The 15874-nt window shown below is 69.6% G+C and carries 14 protein-coding genes, 2 tRNA genes and 1 pseudogene; 11 read left to right on the forward strand and 6 right to left on the reverse strand.

Features of this window, described 5'->3' with window-relative positions; all coding sequences use genetic code 11:
* Positions 1-42 precede the first annotated feature (42 nt).
* Genes mreC through rodA form a run of 4 tightly spaced genes read left to right on the forward strand, consistent with a single transcriptional unit; the run spans position 43 to position 4754 of the window.
* Positions 43-1080: a rod shape-determining protein MreC gene (gene mreC, locus Q0V34_RS04465; protein WP_297508336.1), complete on the forward strand. Its 1038-nt coding sequence runs from the start codon at positions 43-45 to the stop codon at positions 1078-1080.
* Positions 1077-1592, forward strand: coding sequence for a hypothetical protein (locus Q0V34_RS04470; RefSeq protein ID WP_297508339.1), 516 nt, complete (start codon positions 1077-1079; stop codon positions 1590-1592). Before mreC ends, Q0V34_RS04470 begins: the two co-directional genes overlap by 4 nt.
* Before the next feature lie 4 nt (positions 1593-1596).
* Positions 1597-3600, forward strand: a complete 2004-nt coding sequence (gene mrdA, locus Q0V34_RS04475) for a penicillin-binding protein 2 (RefSeq protein WP_297508342.1) — start codon at positions 1597-1599, stop codon at positions 3598-3600.
* A complete protein-coding gene (gene rodA / locus Q0V34_RS04480) occupies positions 3597-4754 on the forward strand; it encodes a rod shape-determining protein RodA (RefSeq protein WP_297508345.1) in 1158 nt (385 codons plus the stop codon). The genes mrdA and rodA overlap by 4 nt, the downstream gene beginning before the upstream one ends.
* Positions 4755-4870: 116 nt before the next feature.
* Here rodA and pip read toward each other — a convergent pair whose 3' ends face one another.
* The gene (pip, locus tag Q0V34_RS04485) at positions 4871-5860 is read right to left on the reverse strand and encodes a prolyl aminopeptidase (protein ID WP_297508347.1); all 990 of its coding nucleotides are present in this window, start codon (positions 5858-5860) and stop codon (positions 4871-4873) included.
* 88 nt (positions 5861-5948) lie between these two features.
* Here pip and Q0V34_RS04490 point away from each other — a divergent pair, with 88 nt between their 5' ends.
* Positions 5949-6209 carry a low temperature requirement protein A gene (locus Q0V34_RS04490; protein WP_297508351.1) on the forward strand — a complete coding sequence of 87 codons (261 nt, stop codon included), beginning with the start codon at positions 5949-5951 and terminating at the stop codon, positions 6207-6209.
* A 103-nt stretch (positions 6210-6312) separates the two neighbouring features.
* On the opposite strand, the gene Q0V34_RS04495 is transcribed toward Q0V34_RS04490, so the two are convergent.
* The gene (locus tag Q0V34_RS04495) at positions 6313-7305 is read right to left on the reverse strand and encodes an alpha/beta hydrolase (RefSeq protein ID WP_297508354.1); all 993 of its coding nucleotides are present in this window, start codon (positions 7303-7305) and stop codon (positions 6313-6315) included.
* Between the two features lie 114 nt (positions 7306-7419).
* On the opposite strand from Q0V34_RS04495, the gene Q0V34_RS04500 reads away from it, so the two are divergent.
* Complete coding sequence (locus Q0V34_RS04500; RefSeq protein WP_297508357.1) at positions 7420-8637, forward strand: multidrug effflux MFS transporter; 1218 nt, start codon at positions 7420-7422, stop codon at positions 8635-8637.
* Here Q0V34_RS04500 and Q0V34_RS04505 read toward each other — a convergent pair.
* Positions 8628-9011 carry a DUF423 domain-containing protein gene (locus Q0V34_RS04505; RefSeq protein ID WP_297508360.1) on the reverse strand — a complete coding sequence of 128 codons (384 nt, stop codon included), beginning with the start codon at positions 9009-9011 and terminating at the stop codon, positions 8628-8630. The two genes, Q0V34_RS04500 and Q0V34_RS04505, sit on opposite strands and share 10 nt — an antisense overlap.
* A gap of 116 nt (positions 9012-9127) precedes the next feature.
* Between Q0V34_RS04505 and Q0V34_RS04510 the strand changes: the two genes are divergently transcribed.
* From Q0V34_RS04510 to Q0V34_RS04520, 3 genes are read left to right on the forward strand one after another with little or no spacing between them, the layout of a single operon-like run.
* On the forward strand, positions 9128-10234 hold the full coding sequence (locus Q0V34_RS04510; protein ID WP_297508363.1) for a hypothetical protein: 1107 nt from the start codon (positions 9128-9130) through the stop codon (positions 10232-10234).
* On the forward strand, positions 10231-11241 hold the full coding sequence (locus Q0V34_RS04515) for a phosphotransferase family protein (RefSeq protein ID WP_297508366.1): 1011 nt from the start codon (positions 10231-10233) through the stop codon (positions 11239-11241). Before Q0V34_RS04510 ends, Q0V34_RS04515 begins: the two co-directional genes overlap by 4 nt.
* Positions 11238-11663: a hypothetical protein gene (locus Q0V34_RS04520; RefSeq protein WP_297508369.1), complete on the forward strand. Its 426-nt coding sequence runs from the start codon at positions 11238-11240 to the stop codon at positions 11661-11663. Before Q0V34_RS04515 ends, Q0V34_RS04520 begins: the two co-directional genes overlap by 4 nt.
* Positions 11664-11683: 20 nt before the next feature.
* On the opposite strand, the pseudogene Q0V34_RS04525 reads toward Q0V34_RS04520, so the two are convergent.
* The 3 genes and pseudogenes from Q0V34_RS04525 to rlmB form a co-directional block, all read right to left on the reverse strand.
* Positions 11684-12412, reverse strand: a pseudogene (locus tag Q0V34_RS04525) (TerC family protein); the annotation flags it as partial.
* Positions 12413-12521: 109 nt separating this feature from the next.
* Positions 12522-14381, reverse strand: coding sequence for a stalk-specific protein X (locus tag Q0V34_RS04530; RefSeq protein WP_297508371.1), 1860 nt, complete (start codon positions 14379-14381; stop codon positions 12522-12524).
* A 109-nt stretch (positions 14382-14490) separates the two neighbouring features.
* The gene (rlmB, locus tag Q0V34_RS04535; RefSeq protein ID WP_297508375.1) at positions 14491-15327 is read right to left on the reverse strand and encodes a 23S rRNA (guanosine(2251)-2'-O)-methyltransferase RlmB; all 837 of its coding nucleotides are present in this window, start codon (positions 15325-15327) and stop codon (positions 14491-14493) included.
* Between the two features lie 174 nt (positions 15328-15501).
* Between rlmB and Q0V34_RS04540 the strand changes: the two genes are divergently transcribed.
* Positions 15502-15587, forward strand: a tRNA-Tyr gene (locus tag Q0V34_RS04540).
* A gap of 105 nt (positions 15588-15692) precedes the next feature.
* A tRNA-Gly gene (locus tag Q0V34_RS04545) sits at positions 15693-15766 on the forward strand.
* Positions 15767-15874 lie beyond the last annotated feature (108 nt).

The following is a 15874-nucleotide window of genomic DNA, read 5'->3' on the forward strand; positions in this document are numbered from 1 at the left end:
GAGTTCCGCTAGAGGCGCCGGGGGGCGCCAGGAGAACAGTTCGTGCCCTTTCGCGAAGGTCCCCTCGGCGACCTGAAAGTGCCGCTTACCTGGACGGCGGCGGTGGCGCTGATCGTGGCGGCCGTCATCGCCGTCGCCTTCCTCCTGGCCGACCGGCGCGAGACGCTCCAGGAGCAGGCTTACGGCGTCACGCGCCAGACCGTCGACACCGTGGCCAAGCCGGTCAGCGGGGCCATCGCCGCGCCGGGCCGTTGGACGGGGCTGGGGCTAGACTATGTCCGCAGCTACTTCTTCACCGCCTCGGAGAACCGCCGCCTGAAGGCCGAGCTGGCCGAGATGCGTCAGTGGCGCGACCGCGCCTTGGCGCTGCAGGACCAGAACGACCGCTACAAGTCGCTGCTGGGCCTGCGCACCGATCCGCCGATCCCGATGGCCTCGGCCCGGGTGGTCAGCGACAGCCGAGGACCTTTCGCCAACACCCGCCTGGCCGACGCCGGGTCGGAGCGCGGCATCGCCGTCGGCAATCCGGCGCTGAACGAGCGCGGTCTGGTCGGCCGGGTGGTCGGGGTCTCGCGCGGGGCCAGCCGCATCCTGCTGCTGACCGACATCGCCTCGCGCACGCCGGTGATGATCGACCGCACCAACGCCCGGGCGATCCTGACCGGCGACGGCGGCCCTAATCCGAAGCTGGAATATCTGCGCGGGGTCGATCCGATCCAGCAGGGCGACCGGGTCGTCACCTCGGGCGACGGCGGCGTGGTGCCGCGCGGCCTGCCGGTGGGCGCGGCGGTCAAGGGGCTGGACGGCCGCTGGCGCGTGGTGCTGTTCGCCGACCAGGCGGCGATCGACTATGTCCGCATCCTGCTGTTCAAGGACTTCTCGCAGCTGGCCAACCAGAAGGAGCTGGAGGCCAAGGTCTTGCCGCCGGTGACGACCGAGGATCCGCAGAGCTCGATCCTGTCGACCCCGCCGGCGGCCGCGCCCAAGCCCGCGACTCCAACGCCCGCGACGCCGCCGGCGGTCGCGCCGCCGAAGCCGGCCCCGCCGGCCAAGCCCGCCGCGAGCGGGGCGCCCCGATGAAGCTCGGCGGCGCGCGACCGCTCAATCCCGGCCGTTGGCTGGGCGTGCCGATGCTGATGTGCATGGGCGCGACGATCCTGTTCGCCGCGCCGCTGCGCGTCTGGGGCCTGCAACTGCCCGAGCCGGTTTTCGCAATGGTCCCGGCCTTCGCCTGGGCGATGATCCGGCCCTCGATCCTGGCCCCGTTCGCGATCCTGGTGCTGGGCCTGTTCCTCGACATCTTCTGGGGCGGCCCCACGGGCCTGTGGGGCCTGTCGCTGCTGGTCGCCTATGCCATGGTGCTGATCCTGCGCAACGCCATGACCGGCCAGAGCCGGCCGATGATGTGGGCCTGGTTCGCCGGGATCACCGGCGTGGCCATGGTCGCCGCGTTCCTGTTCACCATGCTCGACAGCCTGGCCATGCCCAGCCTGCTGGCCGTGTTCTGGCAGTTCCTGGTGACGGCCCTGCTGTTCCCGTTCGCCCACCGCCTGGTCGATCGCTTCGAGGACGCCGACGTGCGGTTCCGGTGAGGCGATGAGCGAGCCGTCCATCTTCTTCTTCGAGGTCAACGAGCGTCAGGGGGTCTTCCACCGGCGCGCCTTCCTGCTGGGCGGCTTCACGGGTCTGGGCCTGCTGGCCCTGGGCGGGCGGCTGGCGCAGCTGCAGCTGGTCGAGGCCCAGCGCTACCAAAAGCTTTCGGCGGGCAACCAGTTCAACTATCGCCTGGTGCCGCCGCCGCGCGGCCTGATCCTGGACCGCAACGGCGTATCCCTGGCGTCCAATCGGCCGAACTTCCGGCTGATGATCAACAAGGACAAGGATCTGGACGCCGAGGCGGTGCTGGACGACCTGGCCAAGCTGGTCCCGATCGACGGCACGCGCCGCGCCCGGGTGCTGAAGGAGCTGGACCGCGCGCCGCGCAAGGCCCCGGTCGTGGTCATGGAAGACCTCTCCTGGGAGGAGTTCAGCCGCGTCAACATCCGCGCGCCGGAACTGCCCAATGTCACCGCCGACATGGGCGAGGTGCGGGTCTATCCGTTCGGCGGCGCCTTCGCCCACGTCATCGGCTATGTCGCCAAGGCCAGCGATCGCGACCTGGACGCGGCCAAGGACGACAGCACCCAGGACCAGGAACTGCTGCACAATCCCGGCTTCCGGATCGGCAAGCAGGGGGTCGAGAAGGCCTTCGACAAGCAGCTTCGCGGCCGCGCCGGCGCCACCAAGACCGAGGTCGACGCCCAGGGGCGCGTCGTGCGGCTGGATCCCGCCGGCGACATCGCCCCGACGCCGGGCAAGGAAATCCGCCTGACCCTCGACGCCGACATCCAGAACCGCGCGCTGGAGGTGATGGGCGAGGAGAGCGGCGCGATCGTGATGATCGACTGCCGCAGCGGCGACATCCTGTGCATGGCCTCGGCGCCCAGCTTCGACGCCAACCGCTTCGTCAAGGGCCTGTCCGGCGCCGAGTACAAGGCCCTGGCCGACTACGAGCGCAAGCCGCTGCTCGACAAGACCATGACCGGCGTCTATCCGCCCGGCTCGACCTTCAAGCCGACCGTCGCCCTGGCGGCCTTGAGCGCCGGCGTCGATCCGACCGAGCGGGTGGTCTGCACCGGCGGCTGGTACTTCGGCGGCCGCACCTGGCACTGCCACAAGAAGGGCGGCCACGGCGTGCAGAACATGCACGACGCGATCAAGAACTCCTGCGACGTCTATTTCTACCAGATGGCGCTGCGCATCGGCCCCGACCCCATCTACACGACGGCGACGGCGCTCGGGTTCGGCCAGGCGTTCGACATCGGCATTCCGGGGCAGCGCAAGGGCCTGGTGGGCTCGCGAGACTGGAAGAAGAAGGCCTTCAAGCGCGACCCGGTCTGGCATCCGGGGGATTCGGTCCCGTACGGGATCGGCCAGGGCTATATCAACGTCAACGCGCTGCAGCTGGCGACGATGTGCGCGCGCTTGGCCAACGGCAAGCGGGCGCTGAACCCGCGGCTGATCAAGTCGATCGGCGGCGTCGACCAACCGCACGGCGACGCAGTCGGCGACCTGCCGTTCCCGCCGGAGCATCTGGAGATCGTTCGCGCCGGCATGGCCGCCGTGGCCAACGACCCGACCGGCGGCGCCTACAAGCAGAGCCAGCTGGGCCTGGGCGACGTGCTGATGGCCGGCAAGACCGGCACGGCCCAGGTGCGCCAGTATTCCCAGACGGGTTCGCGCAGCAACCAGGGCATTCCCTGGCGGCTAAAGGACCACAACCTGTTCATCGCCTTCGCGCCCTACGACAATCCGCGCTACGCCATGTCGGTGCTGGTCGAGCACGGCGGTCTGTTCGGCTCCAGCGCCGCCGCGCCGCGCGCGCGCGAGGTGATGCGGGTGGCGCTGCTGAAGGACCCCGAGATCCGGGCCCGTATCGAAAAGCCCATGCCGCTGCCGCCGGTCGACGACGCCGAGTTCTCGACCGAGGGCGCCGCGCCCGATAGTCCCACGGAAGGCCCCGCGGCCGCGCCGTCCCCGCTTCCAGGAGTCCCCCAATGACCTTGAGCGGGGGCCTCACCCGGCCGGGCGAGCGCGACCGGCCGATCATCAAGTTCATGGAGGTCGACTGGACCTTCTGCCTGGTGCTGGCGCTGATCGCCGGCGTCGGCGGCCTGATGCTGTTCTCGATCGCCGGCGCCTCCTGGGAGCCGTGGGCCGACAAGCACCTGCTGCGCTTTGGCGTCTATTTCGTGATCATGATCGCCCTGGCCATGTGCGACCTGCGCTGGTGGTTCTGGTCGGCCTATCCCGTCTATATCGTCGGCGTGATCCTGCTGGTGGCCGTGGACGTGTTCGGCCACACGGCGCTGGGCGCGCAGCGCTGGCTGCAACTGGGGCCCATCCGGTTCCAGCCGTCCGAGGTGATGAAGATCGGCCTCGTGCTGGCCTTGGCTAGGTTCTATCACGGCCTCACGGCCGATCGCGCGCGGCTGTCGTGGCTGCTGCTGATCCCGGCCGCGATGATCGGCGTGCCGTTCCTGCTGGTGGCCAAGCAGCCCGACCTCGGCACCGCGATCCTGCTGGGCGCGACCGGCTTCGCGATCATGGTGCTGGCCGGGCTGGACTGGCGGGTGATCACGGCGGGCGTGGTCGGGGCGGTGATGGCGGTGCCGCCCTTCGTGATGTTCGTGCTGCACGACTACCAGCGCAATCGGATCCTGACCTTCCTGAACCCCGAGCAGGACCCGTCCGGCGACGGCTACCACATCCTGCAGTCCAAGATCGCCCTGGGCTCGGGCGGTCTGTTGGGCAAGGGGTTCGGTCTCGGCTCGCAGAGCCAGCTGAACTTCCTGCCCGAGAAGCAGACCGACTTCATCTTCGCCACGCTGGCCGAGGAGTTCGGCTTCGTCGGCTGTTTCGGCGTGCTGTTCCTGTACGGCGCGGTGATCTTCATGGCGCTGCGTATCGCCTCGATCAGCCACAGCCACTTCGGACGCCTGGCGGCGGCCGGCGTCACGGCGACCTTTTCGCTCTACGTGCTGATCAACGGGGCCATGGTCATGGGCCTGGCGCCGGTCGTGGGCGTGCCGATGCCGATGCTGTCCTACGGCGGCACCGTCATGCTGACGGTGATGGTGGGCTTCGGCCTCGTCCAGTCGGTGCGCGTGCACCGTTATACCGAGGTGACCAGCGGCAAGGGCTCGCTGCTCTGAGCGGCAGTCCAGGCGCATCCTCGCCCTTCGACAGGCTCAGGGTGAGGACTACTCTCAGGCCGCGTCAGCGGAAAACCTCATCCTAGCTTGTCGAAGGACGAGGTTTTCGCACGCCTCTAGCTGACCAGCGCCGCGTCCGTCGCCCGCACCAGGCCGTCGATGACGCCGGGCTCGGTCGAGGCGTGGCCGGCGTCCCAGACGATGTCGAAGCGCGCCTCGGGCCAGGCCCGATGCAGGCGCCAGGCGCTGTCCAGCGGCGTGACCACGTCGAAGCGACCCTGGACGATCCAGCCGGGGATATGCCGGATCCGGTCGATGTTCCTCAGGATCCAGCCGTCCTCGTCGAAGAAGCCCTTGTTCATGAAGAAGTGGCACTCGATCCGCGCGAAGGCGATCGCGAAGTCCTCTTCGTTGAACTTGGACGGGCGGGCCTCGGGGCCGCGCAGCGAGATGGTGTCGCCCTCCCACTGGCTCCAGGCCGCGGCGGCCTCCAGCTGCACGCGACGATCGGGGGCGACCAACCGACGATGATAGGCGGCCATCAGGTCGCCGCGCTCGTCCTCGGGGATCGGGGCCAGGAAGCGCTCCCAGGCGTCGGGGAACAGCATCGAGGCGCCGTCCTGATAGAACCAGCGCAGCTCGCGGTCGGTGAGCAGGAAGATGCCGCGCAGCACCAGGCCGTCCACCCGCTCGGGATGGGTGATGGCGTAGGCCAGGGCCAGGGTCGAGCCCCAGGAGCCGCCGAACACCGTCCACTTCTCGACGCCCAGATGCTCGCGCAGGCGTTCGATGTCGGCGATCAGGCTCCAGGTGGTGTTGTCCTCGAGACTGGCGTTCGGGCGCGAGCGGCCGCAGCCGCGCTGGTCGAACAGGGTCATGCGCCACTTGGTCGGGTCGAAGAACCGCCGCATGGTCGGGTTGACCGCGCCGCCCGGGCCGCCGTGCAGGATCACGCAGGGCCGGCCGCGCGGATTGCCGCATTCCTCGTAATAGATCTCGTGCGGACCGCCGGTCGGCATCCAGCCGAACGAAAACGGCTCGACCTCGCGGAACAGACCACGGCGGCCAACGGAACTCATGGCGGCGAGGGAAGCGTTACGATCCATGCGACCAACCCTAACTTGGTTTGCCTCCGCCTGTGAACGCCGATCGCGACCGCTTATCGCCTTTCGACCGCTTCTGTATGGTGCGCCCATGACTCAGCTCGCGCCCGAAGACTACTCCGACGACGAACTGCTCGGGATGCTGAACCCGATCCAGCTGGCCGAGCTTGATCGGCAGATCGGCGAGATGTTCGGGGCTGAAGGCGTCGACCGCGCCGAGGCGCTGTTCGCCATGGCCAATGTCTACAGCCTGCGGGCGGCCGAGCGCGACGAGGTTTCGGCGCTCGCCATGCTGCAACTGGCCGCCGCCATGCGCCGCCGGGCCGAGGCGATGATCGCGGCGCGGAACTGAGGCGCCGAACCTCGTCCTTCGACAGGCTCGGGATGAGGTTCCACCCAGTCTTCCGTGATCCTCGCCCTGAGCGTGTCGAAGGGCGAGGATCACACCCGGACGGTTAAAGCGGGAACCGCCGGTCGAGCCAGCCCAGGATCGCCGCGTTGACCTCGGCGGGCTTCTCCTGCTGGGTCCAGTGGCCGCTGCCCTCGATCAGCACCTTCTCGAGATCCGAGATCTGGTCGCCCATGCGATCGGCCATGGCCGGCGGCAGGACGACGTCCAGCTCGGCCATGATCATCAGGCAGGGGACGCCGTCTATGCGGCGGGGCTGCCCCTCGGCCGCCAGCCAGTTCCGCGTGAAGTTGCGGTACCAGTTGATCCCGCCGGTGAAGCCGGTGCGCTCGAAAGCCTCGACGAAGAACGCCAACTCGTCCGGCGCCAGCAATTGGCTGCCATCGTCCGTTGGGTCGTAATGGGCGAGCGCCTCTTGCAGCGCCAGGCTGCGGCGCTCCGCCGGCCGCGTCAGGAAGTCGTCCTGCGTGCCCTGGGGCCGGCGCATGAAGAACCGCATCGTGCGCTCGACATCCGCCGCCAGCTGGGCGTCGGCCACGCCGAGCTTCTGGAAGTGGACGATATACATGTCCTCGCCATAGGCGTTGCGGAACATCTCGATCGGATCCAGCGGCAGGCGCGGCGTGAACGGCGTGTTGAGGCCGACGACCCCGGCCACCCGCGTCGGATGCATCAGGGGCATCTGCCAGACGACGAAGCCGCCCCAGTCGTGGCCGACGAAGATGGCCTTCTCGACGCCCAGATGGTCGAGCAGGCCGACGAGGTCGCCGGTCAGGTGCGCCATGTCGTAGGCTTCGACGGCCTCCGGTCCCGGGGTGAGGCCATAGCCCCGCTGGTCGGGCGCGATCACCCAGCGCCCGGCCGCCGCCAGGGCCGCGATCTGGTGACGCCACGAGAAGGCCAGCTCCGGAAAGCCGTGGCACAGCACGATCGGAACGCCTTGCCGCGGACCCGCCTCGTAATAGGCCAGGCGGATGCCGTTCACGTCGGCGAACCGGGGTTCGGGCAGGGGCGGGGCTTTGGTGTGCATGACCGTCATGAGCGCTGGCCTCCCGCCGTTCTCGGTTATTGCCGATAAGCATTGAGGGGCTCCCCGGGGGCGAGCAAGCGTCATTTGCGCTTTCCCTTGGGTCGTTCGGGCGTAAAAGGCCGCATGCCCGACGCCAGTCCGCCGCCCGCCGCCGTTCCCTGGCGTTTCGTCCTGCTGCTCGGCGCCCTGACCGCCTTCGCGCCGATGTCGATCGACATGTACCTGTCGAGCCTGCCGTCGATCGGGCGGAGCCTGCACGCCGCGCCGGATCAGACCCAGGCGACCCTGGCGGCCTTCTTCGCGGGCATGGCGATCGGTCAGATCATCTACGGCCCGGCGTCGGATCGCTTCGGGCGGCGCCCGCCGCTGCTGGTCGGCGTCGGGGTCTTTGTGCTCGCCTCGGCCGTCTGCGCCCTGGCGCCGAACATCCAGGTGCTGATCGCCGCGCGCTTCGTCCAGGCGCTAGGGGGCTGCGCCGGCGCCGTCGTGGCCCGCGCCGTGGTCCGCGATCGGTTCAGCCATACCGAGACGGCCCGGGTCCTATCGCTGATGACCCTGATCATGGGTCTGGCGCCCGTCCTGGCGCCGCAGCTCGGCGGCGTGGTGCAGCTCGTGGCCGGCTGGCGCGGGGTGTTCTGGACCCTCGTGGCCTTTGGCCTGCTGATCGGCGCGTGGGTGACCGTGGCGCTCGGCGAGTCCCGCTCGCCGGAGACCGAAGCCCAGGCGCGGGGCGAGAACCCGCTGAAGGCCTATGCGGCGCTGTTCGGCATGCGGCGGCTGATGGGCTACGCTCTGGCCGGGGCGCTGAACGGCGCGGTGCTGTTCACCTACATCTCGAGCGCGCCGGATCTGGTGATGGGGACCTACGGCCATAGTCCGCTGGTGTTCAACCTGATCTTCGCCTTCAACGCGGTTGGCATCATCGGCGCCAGCCAGGTCAATCGCTGGCTGCTGCGCCGCCGCCTGCCCGACGACGTGCTGAGCAAGGCCAGCATGGCCTCGATCGTCGCGGCGCTGCTGCTGACGATCGCGGCCTGGACCGGCTGGGGCGGGCAGTGGACGGTGCTGCCGCTGCTGTTCGCGGCTCTGTCGATCTACGGCCTGATGGGCGGCAACACCATGGCCGGCGCGCTCAGCGTCGATCAGCGCCGCGCGGGCTCGATCTCGGCCCTGATGGGCTCGGCTTCGTTCGGAGCGGGGGCCGTCGCCTCCTGGGCCGGCGGGATGCTGCACGACGGCACGCCGCGCCCCGTGGCCGGCGTGATGTTCGCCTGCCTGGTCGGTTCGGCGCTGGCGATTTTCGGCCTCGCCCTGCCGGGCGCGCGCAAGGCTCAGGCCTGATCGGGCAGGGTGAAGGCCCGCCAGGCCATCAGCGCCCAGCCGGCCAGGAACGCGAGGCCGCCCAGCGGCGTGATCGCGCCCAGGATCCGAGGAGCCCCCAGCGCCATCGCGTAGAGCGAGCCCGAGAACACCACGGTACCGCCCAGGAACAGCGCCGCGACCAGGCCCATGCCCTTGGCCCCGGCGCGATGCAGGGCGAGAGCCGCGAACACGGCCAGGGCGTGGGTCATCTGATATTGTGAGCCGGTATGCAGCCACTCGACCGCCTTCCAGGCCTGGATCCCGTGCGCGGCGAAGGCCCCGAAGGCCACCGAGAGCAGGCCGCTGATCGCCGCCAGACCGGCCCACACGCCGGGAGTCCACCGCGTCGCCACCTTACGCTCCGTCACCGTTGCAATCGTCAGGCGCGACCTTAACGTCGCAAGTCTGGACGTAAAGCCGCCCCGCCTCCGTACGCAGAGGGCTCGCGCGATCCAGGGGAGGAGACGGCATGGCGCTCACCTGGGGCGACGACTACCCGATCCATCAGACGCCCGAGCCGGTGGCATACGCCGGGACGGATCGGAACTTCTACGACCGCTACTTCTTCAACGGCTACGCGCCGACAGGCGACGGCGAGGACCTGTTCTTCGCGGCGGCCTTCGGGGTCTATCCGCACCTCAACATCGCCGACGCCGCCTTCTGCGTGATGAAGGACGGCAAACAGATCAATCTGCACGCCAGCCGCTGGCTGCGCCTGGAGCGGATGGACCTGCGCGTCGGGCCGATCGCGATCGAGGTGGTCGAGCCGCTCCAACGCCTCAAGCTGACCGTCGCCGCGCCGGAGCACGGCGTCGCCGCCGAAATCGTCTTCGAGGGCCGCGCCTTCCCGATCGAGGAACCGCGCTTCGTGCGCCGCAACGGCCCCCGGACCCTGCTCGACTATACGCGCCTGACGCAGAACGGACGCTATGGCGGCTGGATCGAGATCGACGGCGCCCGCACCAGCGTCGACGGCTTCGTCGGCACCCGCGACCGCTCGTGGGGCGTCCGGCCGGTCGGCGCGCGCGACTCGCAGGACCTGGCCCCGCCCGCGCCGCCGCAGTTCTTCTGGCTTTGGGCGCCGTGCAATTTCGAGGACGGGAGCCTCTTCTTCCACACCAATGACGACGAGCACGGCCGCGCCTGGAATCGCCGGGCGCTGTGGCTCCAGGACGGCGGGCGCGAGGAGACCTTCGGGGAGTTTGGCCAATCGGCCTGCGCCATCACCTGGAAGAGCGGCACGCGCCACGCGGCCGCGGCGACCCTGGACTTCGGCCCCGACGGATCGGTGACGATCGCGCCGCAGGCCGAGTTCTTCATGCTGGGGCTCGGCTACAACCACCCCGTCTGGGGCCACGGCCTCAATCACGGCGAGATGAAGGTCGAGCGGGAGGATCTGGTTCTCGCCGAGCTCGACCGCCGCATGCCCCATCTTCTGCATATCCAGGCGCTGAGCGACGTGACCTTCGTCGATGGCCAGGGCCGGACCCGGAAGGGCAGGGGCGTCTTCGAACAGTTGGCAATCGGGCCGCACGCGCCGTCCGGCTTCGCCTCGATCCTGGATATGGCCCCATGAGCCTGGCCGAACGCCTGGAGGCGTATCTGTCGCGGGTCTGGGACGCGCCGGTCACGGTCGCCGACCTGTCGCGCATCCCCGGCGGCGCCAGCCGCGAGACCTATCGGTTCTCGGCCGTGGCGAACGGCGAGGCGCGGCCGTTGATCCTGCGCCGGGACCCGCCGGGCAGCCTGATCGAGACCGACCGGAACCTTGAATACGTCGCCCTAGCCAGTTTCCACGACAAGGTTCCCGCGCCGCGTCCGGTCGCCATGGAAGCCGAAGGCGCGGAGCTGGAGCGGCCGTTCTTCATCATGGAGCGGGTCGAGGGCGGCGTGGCCGCCTCGCCGTTCACCGTGGCGCCGTACGGCGAGCACGCCCAGGCGATCGGGGAAGGTTTCTTCTCGATCCTGGGGACCATCGCCGCCGCCGATCCCGCGACCCTGCCGCTGGCCAAGGTCGCCGAGGCGCCGGCGCGGGACGATTGCTGGCGGGTGGCGCTCGATCACTGGGCCGGCGTGATCGACGCCGACGAGCAGCATCCGCAGCCGATCGTCCGCGCCGCCATCCGCGCCCTTCGGCGCAAGCCGCCGCCGGCGGCCACGGCGGTGCGGGTGGTCCATGGCGACTATCGCACCGGCAACTTCCTGCACGACGGCGCGGGCAAGATCCTGGCGGTGCTCGACTGGGAGATGGTTCACCTGGGCGATCCCCTGGAGGACGTGGCCTGGGCCATCGACCCGCTGTGGGGCCATTTCGACGCCGGCAAGGTCGCCGGCATGCTGCCGCGCGTCGACGCCCTGGCCATCTGGTCGCGGGCCAGCGGCCTGCCCATCGACGAGACGGCGCTGGCGTGGTGGTCGCTGTTCGCCGCGGTCAAGGGCCAGGCCATCTGGACCTCGGCGGCCAAGGAATATCGCGACGGCGGGTTCAAGGATCCGGTGCTGGCGATCTCCGGCTGGTACACCGCCCGGCGCCACGACGAGATCCTGGCCGCCGCCCTGATGCGCCTGGAGGGCCTGTCATGACGCCCAGCCTGCCCGACATCCTGGTCGGCAACTTCCTGTGCATGGCCGATCCCGGGCCGCCGGAGCAGCAGGGCGAGTTCATGGCCGGCAAGGTCGGCGTCGTCGCCCTGCTGTCCCTGCTGGCGGCGCAGGAGGCCGAGCGCGGCGCGGCGGCGCGAGCGGCGGAAAACGCGGCGATCCGGGCGATATTGGACGAGGCGGCGGGGGACTACGGCATCTCCGCCGGAGATATTCCGTCAACGGATGATATGGCCCTGGCCGCGCTGGATCTGGTCAACGCCGCGCTTCGCCGGGCGCTGATCGGCTTGCACGAAGCGGTGGAGGCGCGCGGCGACACGGCGCGCCATCACGCGATCCTGCGGCTCTATGCGCGGATGGCGGATCTGCGGCGGCTGGACATGCCGCCGCTGCCGGGGCGCTGACCGCGCGCGTCGCGGGCCTACCGATGCTTGGCGTGCTTGGCCAGTTCGTCGGGCTTGATGTCGAGCGGGGCGGGGGCGGCGGCGTTGTAGGCGGCCGTCTGGTTCAGGTCCATCACCACGCTGCGGTGGCCCTGCCAGATCATGTGCAGCGCGACATAGAGCACGATCGCCAGGCCGACGAACCCGATCCAGCGATGCCGGTGCAGCAGGCTGGCGATGGCGCTGGCGGCCAGGCCCATCAGCAGGATCGACAGCAGGAGACCGAAGATCAGGACCGCCGGGTGCTCGCGCGCCGCGCCGGCCACCGCCAGCACGTTGTCGAGCGACATCGAGACGTCGGCGATCAGCACCTGCAGGAAGGCTTGGCGGAAGGTCTTGGGCTGACGGGCCGGGGCCTCGGAGCCGCTCAGCGTCGCGGCGGCCTGGGCGTCGTCATGGGCGGCCTGCTCGCGCAGTTCGCGCCACATCTTCCAGCACACCCACAGCAGCAGGAAGCCGCCGGCCAGCAGCAGGCCGATGACCCCGAGCAGCCAGGTGGTGATCAGGGCGAAGCTGATGCGCAGCACCACGGCCGCGCCCAGGCCATAGAGGATGACCTTGCGCCGGTCCTTGGCGGGGAGGCCGCCAGCGGCCAGGCCGACGGCGACCGCGTTGTCGCCCGCCAGGACGAGATCGATCATCAGGACCTGCAGCAGGGCCGTCAGAGGCCCCTGCAGGCCGCCGAGCTGGGCCGTCAGCGTTTCAAACATGCATCCTCAATGCGGTGCCGCGCGCGGGGATGCAAGGCGCAAAAGACCGGCCGCCGATCCGAACACAAAAACGCCCCGGACCATCGGGTCCGGGGCGCTCCAGCGACGCTTAGTGCGCGTGCTCCAGTTCCTTGGCGTGCGCGTCATGGCCTGGCGCGTCGTGATGATCGCCATGCCCGTCCCCGCCGTGGTGGTCGTCATGGGCGGCATGGCCGTCGGCTCCATGACCCGCTTCGGCGTGTCCGTGATCCGCGTGGGCGTGATCATCGTGGCCGTGATCGTCGTGGCTGGCGGGCTGGACCGAAGCCGCGGCGACCATCGGATTCACATAGCTGACGTGCTCGGCCGGCGCGTGCGGTTCGGGGTGAGCGTCGGCGTGGGCGTCGTGACCGTGGTGGTCGTCGTGCCCTTGGCCGTCATGTCCATGGCCGTCATGTCCATGGTCGTCGTGTCCGTGGGCGTCATGGCCATGATCGTCGTGAGCGGCGTGACCGTGGTCGTCGTGCCCATGGCCGTGATCGTCATGGTGCGAGACGGCCGAGGCGACCGCCGCGCCCGCCGCGGCGCCGCCGGCGGCGGCCAGGAACGGGTTCACATAGGACGGCTGGGCCGGAGCGAACGGTTGCGCGGGGGCCGAGACATGGGTCGAGGCCGGCGCCTGCTGCTCGTGCTCGAACTCCATCTCGTTGCGGCCGTAGTCGGTGAGCGTGCGATACTTGCGCTGGCGCTCGGCCCGCTGGCGGGCGGCCGAGGCGCTGCGCGAGACGCCGACCAGGATGATCAGGGCCAGCAGCACCAGGGCCACGCCAAGCGCGGTCTTGACCGGCACCGCGCCGACGCCCGGCAGCGACAGGCTGCCGTCCAGCACGCCCAGGTCCAGGCCGCCGACGCTCTTCTTGGCCTTCTCCGGCAGGGCGGCGACACGCTTGCTGATCTCACCCAGCGAGAAGCCCTGCGGCGTCTTCCCGCCGTTCAGCTCCAGGCCGAACTGCGACTTGAGCTGGCCCTTGGCGTCCGGACCCGGCTTGACCTGCCAGGCGAAGGTGGTCGGCTCGCCGGGCTTGACGACGGCGGTCTGACGACCGTTCGGCGTGACTTCATAGCCTTCGCCCGACAGCTCCGCATAGGCGTTGGTCTTCTTGGCGGCCTTGCCGAGACCCAGCTTGGCGGCTTCCTTCTGGATCAGATCGCCCAGGGTGGCCGGCAGCGACAGGGTGACCTGGCCGGGCTGGTTCTTGGCGAGGCTTTCGCCGGCGGCGAGCACCGCGCCGCTGGTGGCGGCGGGCGCGACGGCGGCCTGCAGCGATTCCAGCTTGGTCGCGGGCTTGGGGGGAGCCACGGGCGCGACCGGTTTGGCGGCCGCGACGACGGGCGGCTTTTCGAGCGGCGCGGCGGGCTGGGCCGGCGTCGCGGCCTTCACGGGCGCGGGCGGCGGGGCGACCGTCTTGGTCGCCACCGGCTTGACCGGCGCGGGCTTGGCCGTCGCGACGGCGGCGGGCTTGGCCGCCGGAGCGGGCGCAGGCTTGGCCGCCGGACCCGAGGGCGCGGCCGTCGTCAGCGTGGCGTGGACGCGGTGAGGCTGGGCGGGCGCGGCGACATGGCGCGTGACCTTGGGATTGGCGATCGGCCGCATTGCCGTGACCAGCGTGCCGTCCGGACGGCGCCAGGTCTTCAGATGCGAATTGCTGGAGGGCGGCAGCGGCCGCGAGGCCGAGTCGGCCTGAGCCTGAGCCTGCGCCTGGCCCGCGGCGGCGGTCGTCGCGGGACCGCCCAGCAGGCCGTTCTCGGCCTGGCTGGCGCTCGGCGGCGGCGGAGCGCCCATCAGTTCGGGCGTGCTGGCGCTGGCGCGATGCTCGGGCGGCGGCGGCGCGGAGGCGTTCGACTGATCGCCGGCGCTGCAGCCCGCCAGGGCCAGGACACCGACCGCCGACGTCGTCAAGGCGGCCAAGCGTACTTTACGTCCAAACATCGGGTCCCCCGATCCCATGTCACATTCCTCCCCGAGCGGACGCGCTCGCGGACCATTGTTCGCGAGAAGAGCACGAGCTTGCGACGAAATCAAAACGGTTAAGAGAGATTTACGAAGTCATTTCGTCCTTCGCGCGAACTTTCGAGGCCTCATAGAGCGCGATGGCCGCGGCCGCGGAGACATTTAGGCTCTCGAAGCCGCCGGGCATCGGGATCTTTCCCAAGGCGTCACAATGCTCCGCGACCAATCGACGAACGCCTTCACCCTCCGAACCCAGAACAAGTACTGTCGGCTGGCCGTCGAGCACATTTTCGAGACTTTGTTCGGCTTCGCCGGCCAGGGCCACCGCGCGCCACCCCAGGTCCGCCAGTTCCTCGAGCGCTCGGGAGAGATTGACAACCCTGGCGTGAGGAATCTTGTCGACGGCGCCGACGGCCGTCTTGGCCAGCACGCCCGACAGGGCAGGGGCGTGGCGGTCCTGCAGAATCGCGCCCCGCGCCCCGAAGGCGGCGGCCGAGCGGAAGATGGCGCCGATGTTCTGCGGGTCGGTGATCTGGTCGAGCATGACCAGCAAGCCCTCCGCCGGCGTCCCCATCTCGGCCAGGGTCATGGCTTCGGGCTCGTCGACGCGGAGCGCCAAGCCCTGGTGGACGGCGCCTTGCGGCAGATGCTTGGCGATCTCCTGGCCCTCCATCACCTGCAGGCAGGGAAGCTTCTGAACCTCGGGCGCGAGTCGCTTGGCGCGATCCGGCGTGGCCAGCAGGCGCTTGGGCGCGGGTCGGCGCGGGTTGGAAAGGGCGGCCTCGACGGCGTGCGTGCCCCAAATCCAGTCCTTGGCGTCGCCCTGTCCTCGGGAAAAGTCGTTCTGTTTCCGGGGCTTGGAACGAAAATCACGTCCTTGGGCTGAAGGGCGTTTCCGGTCGTTGCGTTCGGAATGAGAGGACACTATAAGACGCGCTCCGATTTGGGGCCCCAAGGGTTTCTCGGCCGGCCGGCGCTGCTCTTAGCATCGTCCGTCACCGGCCAAAGAAGCTTTTGTTCCACTTCGAGGTCCGACGGCTTGCCGTGGGTCGTCGAAACGGATAAAGGCCGCCGGCTTCGGAACTCGCATCGCGTGCTTGGGGGAATGTCCCGAGCGGCAAAGGGGGGGGACTGTAAATCCCCTGGCGTAAGCCTTCGTAGGTTCGAGTCCTACTTCCCCCACCATGCGCGCGATGAGTTCCGGAAGGCAGCGCCTTTAAAAGCAGGGGCGTCCCAGAGCCGAAAACCGGGAGCCGATCGCGACCCCGCTAGCCCCACATGGGTGATTGGGCGGGTATAGCACAATGGTAGTGCAGCAGCCTTCCAAGCTGAGGATGCGGGTTCGATTCCCGCTACCCGCTCCAGCTCCCCGAGAGTTAAACCCAACAACCCAGCCGCCGGCGCGAAGGTAAGAGACGATGGCCAAGGAAAAGTTCGAACGCACTAAGCCGCACTGCAACATCGGCACCATT

Origin of the sequence: uncultured Caulobacter sp., assembly GCF_947036865.1 — a bacterium.
Classification (GTDB): Bacteria; Pseudomonadota; Alphaproteobacteria; order Caulobacterales; family Caulobacteraceae; genus Caulobacter.

Coding starts and splice junctions, on each gene's coding strand:
- Q0V34_RS04470 (WP_297508339.1), top strand. CDS start 1,077: ATGAAGCTCGGCGGCGCGCGACCGCTCAATCCCGGCCGTTGGCTGGGC.
- mrdA (WP_297508342.1), top strand. CDS start 1,597: ATGAGCGAGCCGTCCATCTTCTTCTTCGAGGTCAACGAGCGTCAGGGG.
- rodA (WP_297508345.1), top strand. CDS start 3,597: ATGACCTTGAGCGGGGGCCTCACCCGGCCGGGCGAGCGCGACCGGCCG.
- pip (WP_297508347.1), bottom strand. CDS start 5,860: ATGGATCGTAACGCTTCCCTCGCCGCCATGAGTTCCGTTGGCCGCCGT.
- Q0V34_RS04490 (WP_297508351.1), top strand. CDS start 5,949: ATGACTCAGCTCGCGCCCGAAGACTACTCCGACGACGAACTGCTCGGG.
- Q0V34_RS04495 (WP_297508354.1), bottom strand. CDS start 7,305: ATGACGGTCATGCACACCAAAGCCCCGCCCCTGCCCGAACCCCGGTTC.
- Q0V34_RS04500 (WP_297508357.1), top strand. CDS start 7,420: ATGCCCGACGCCAGTCCGCCGCCCGCCGCCGTTCCCTGGCGTTTCGTC.
- Q0V34_RS04510 (WP_297508363.1), top strand. CDS start 9,128: ATGGCGCTCACCTGGGGCGACGACTACCCGATCCATCAGACGCCCGAG.
- Q0V34_RS04515 (WP_297508366.1), top strand. CDS start 10,231: ATGAGCCTGGCCGAACGCCTGGAGGCGTATCTGTCGCGGGTCTGGGAC.
- Q0V34_RS04520 (WP_297508369.1), top strand. CDS start 11,238: ATGACGCCCAGCCTGCCCGACATCCTGGTCGGCAACTTCCTGTGCATG.
- Q0V34_RS04530 (WP_297508371.1), bottom strand. CDS start 14,381: ATGTTTGGACGTAAAGTACGCTTGGCCGCCTTGACGACGTCGGCGGTC.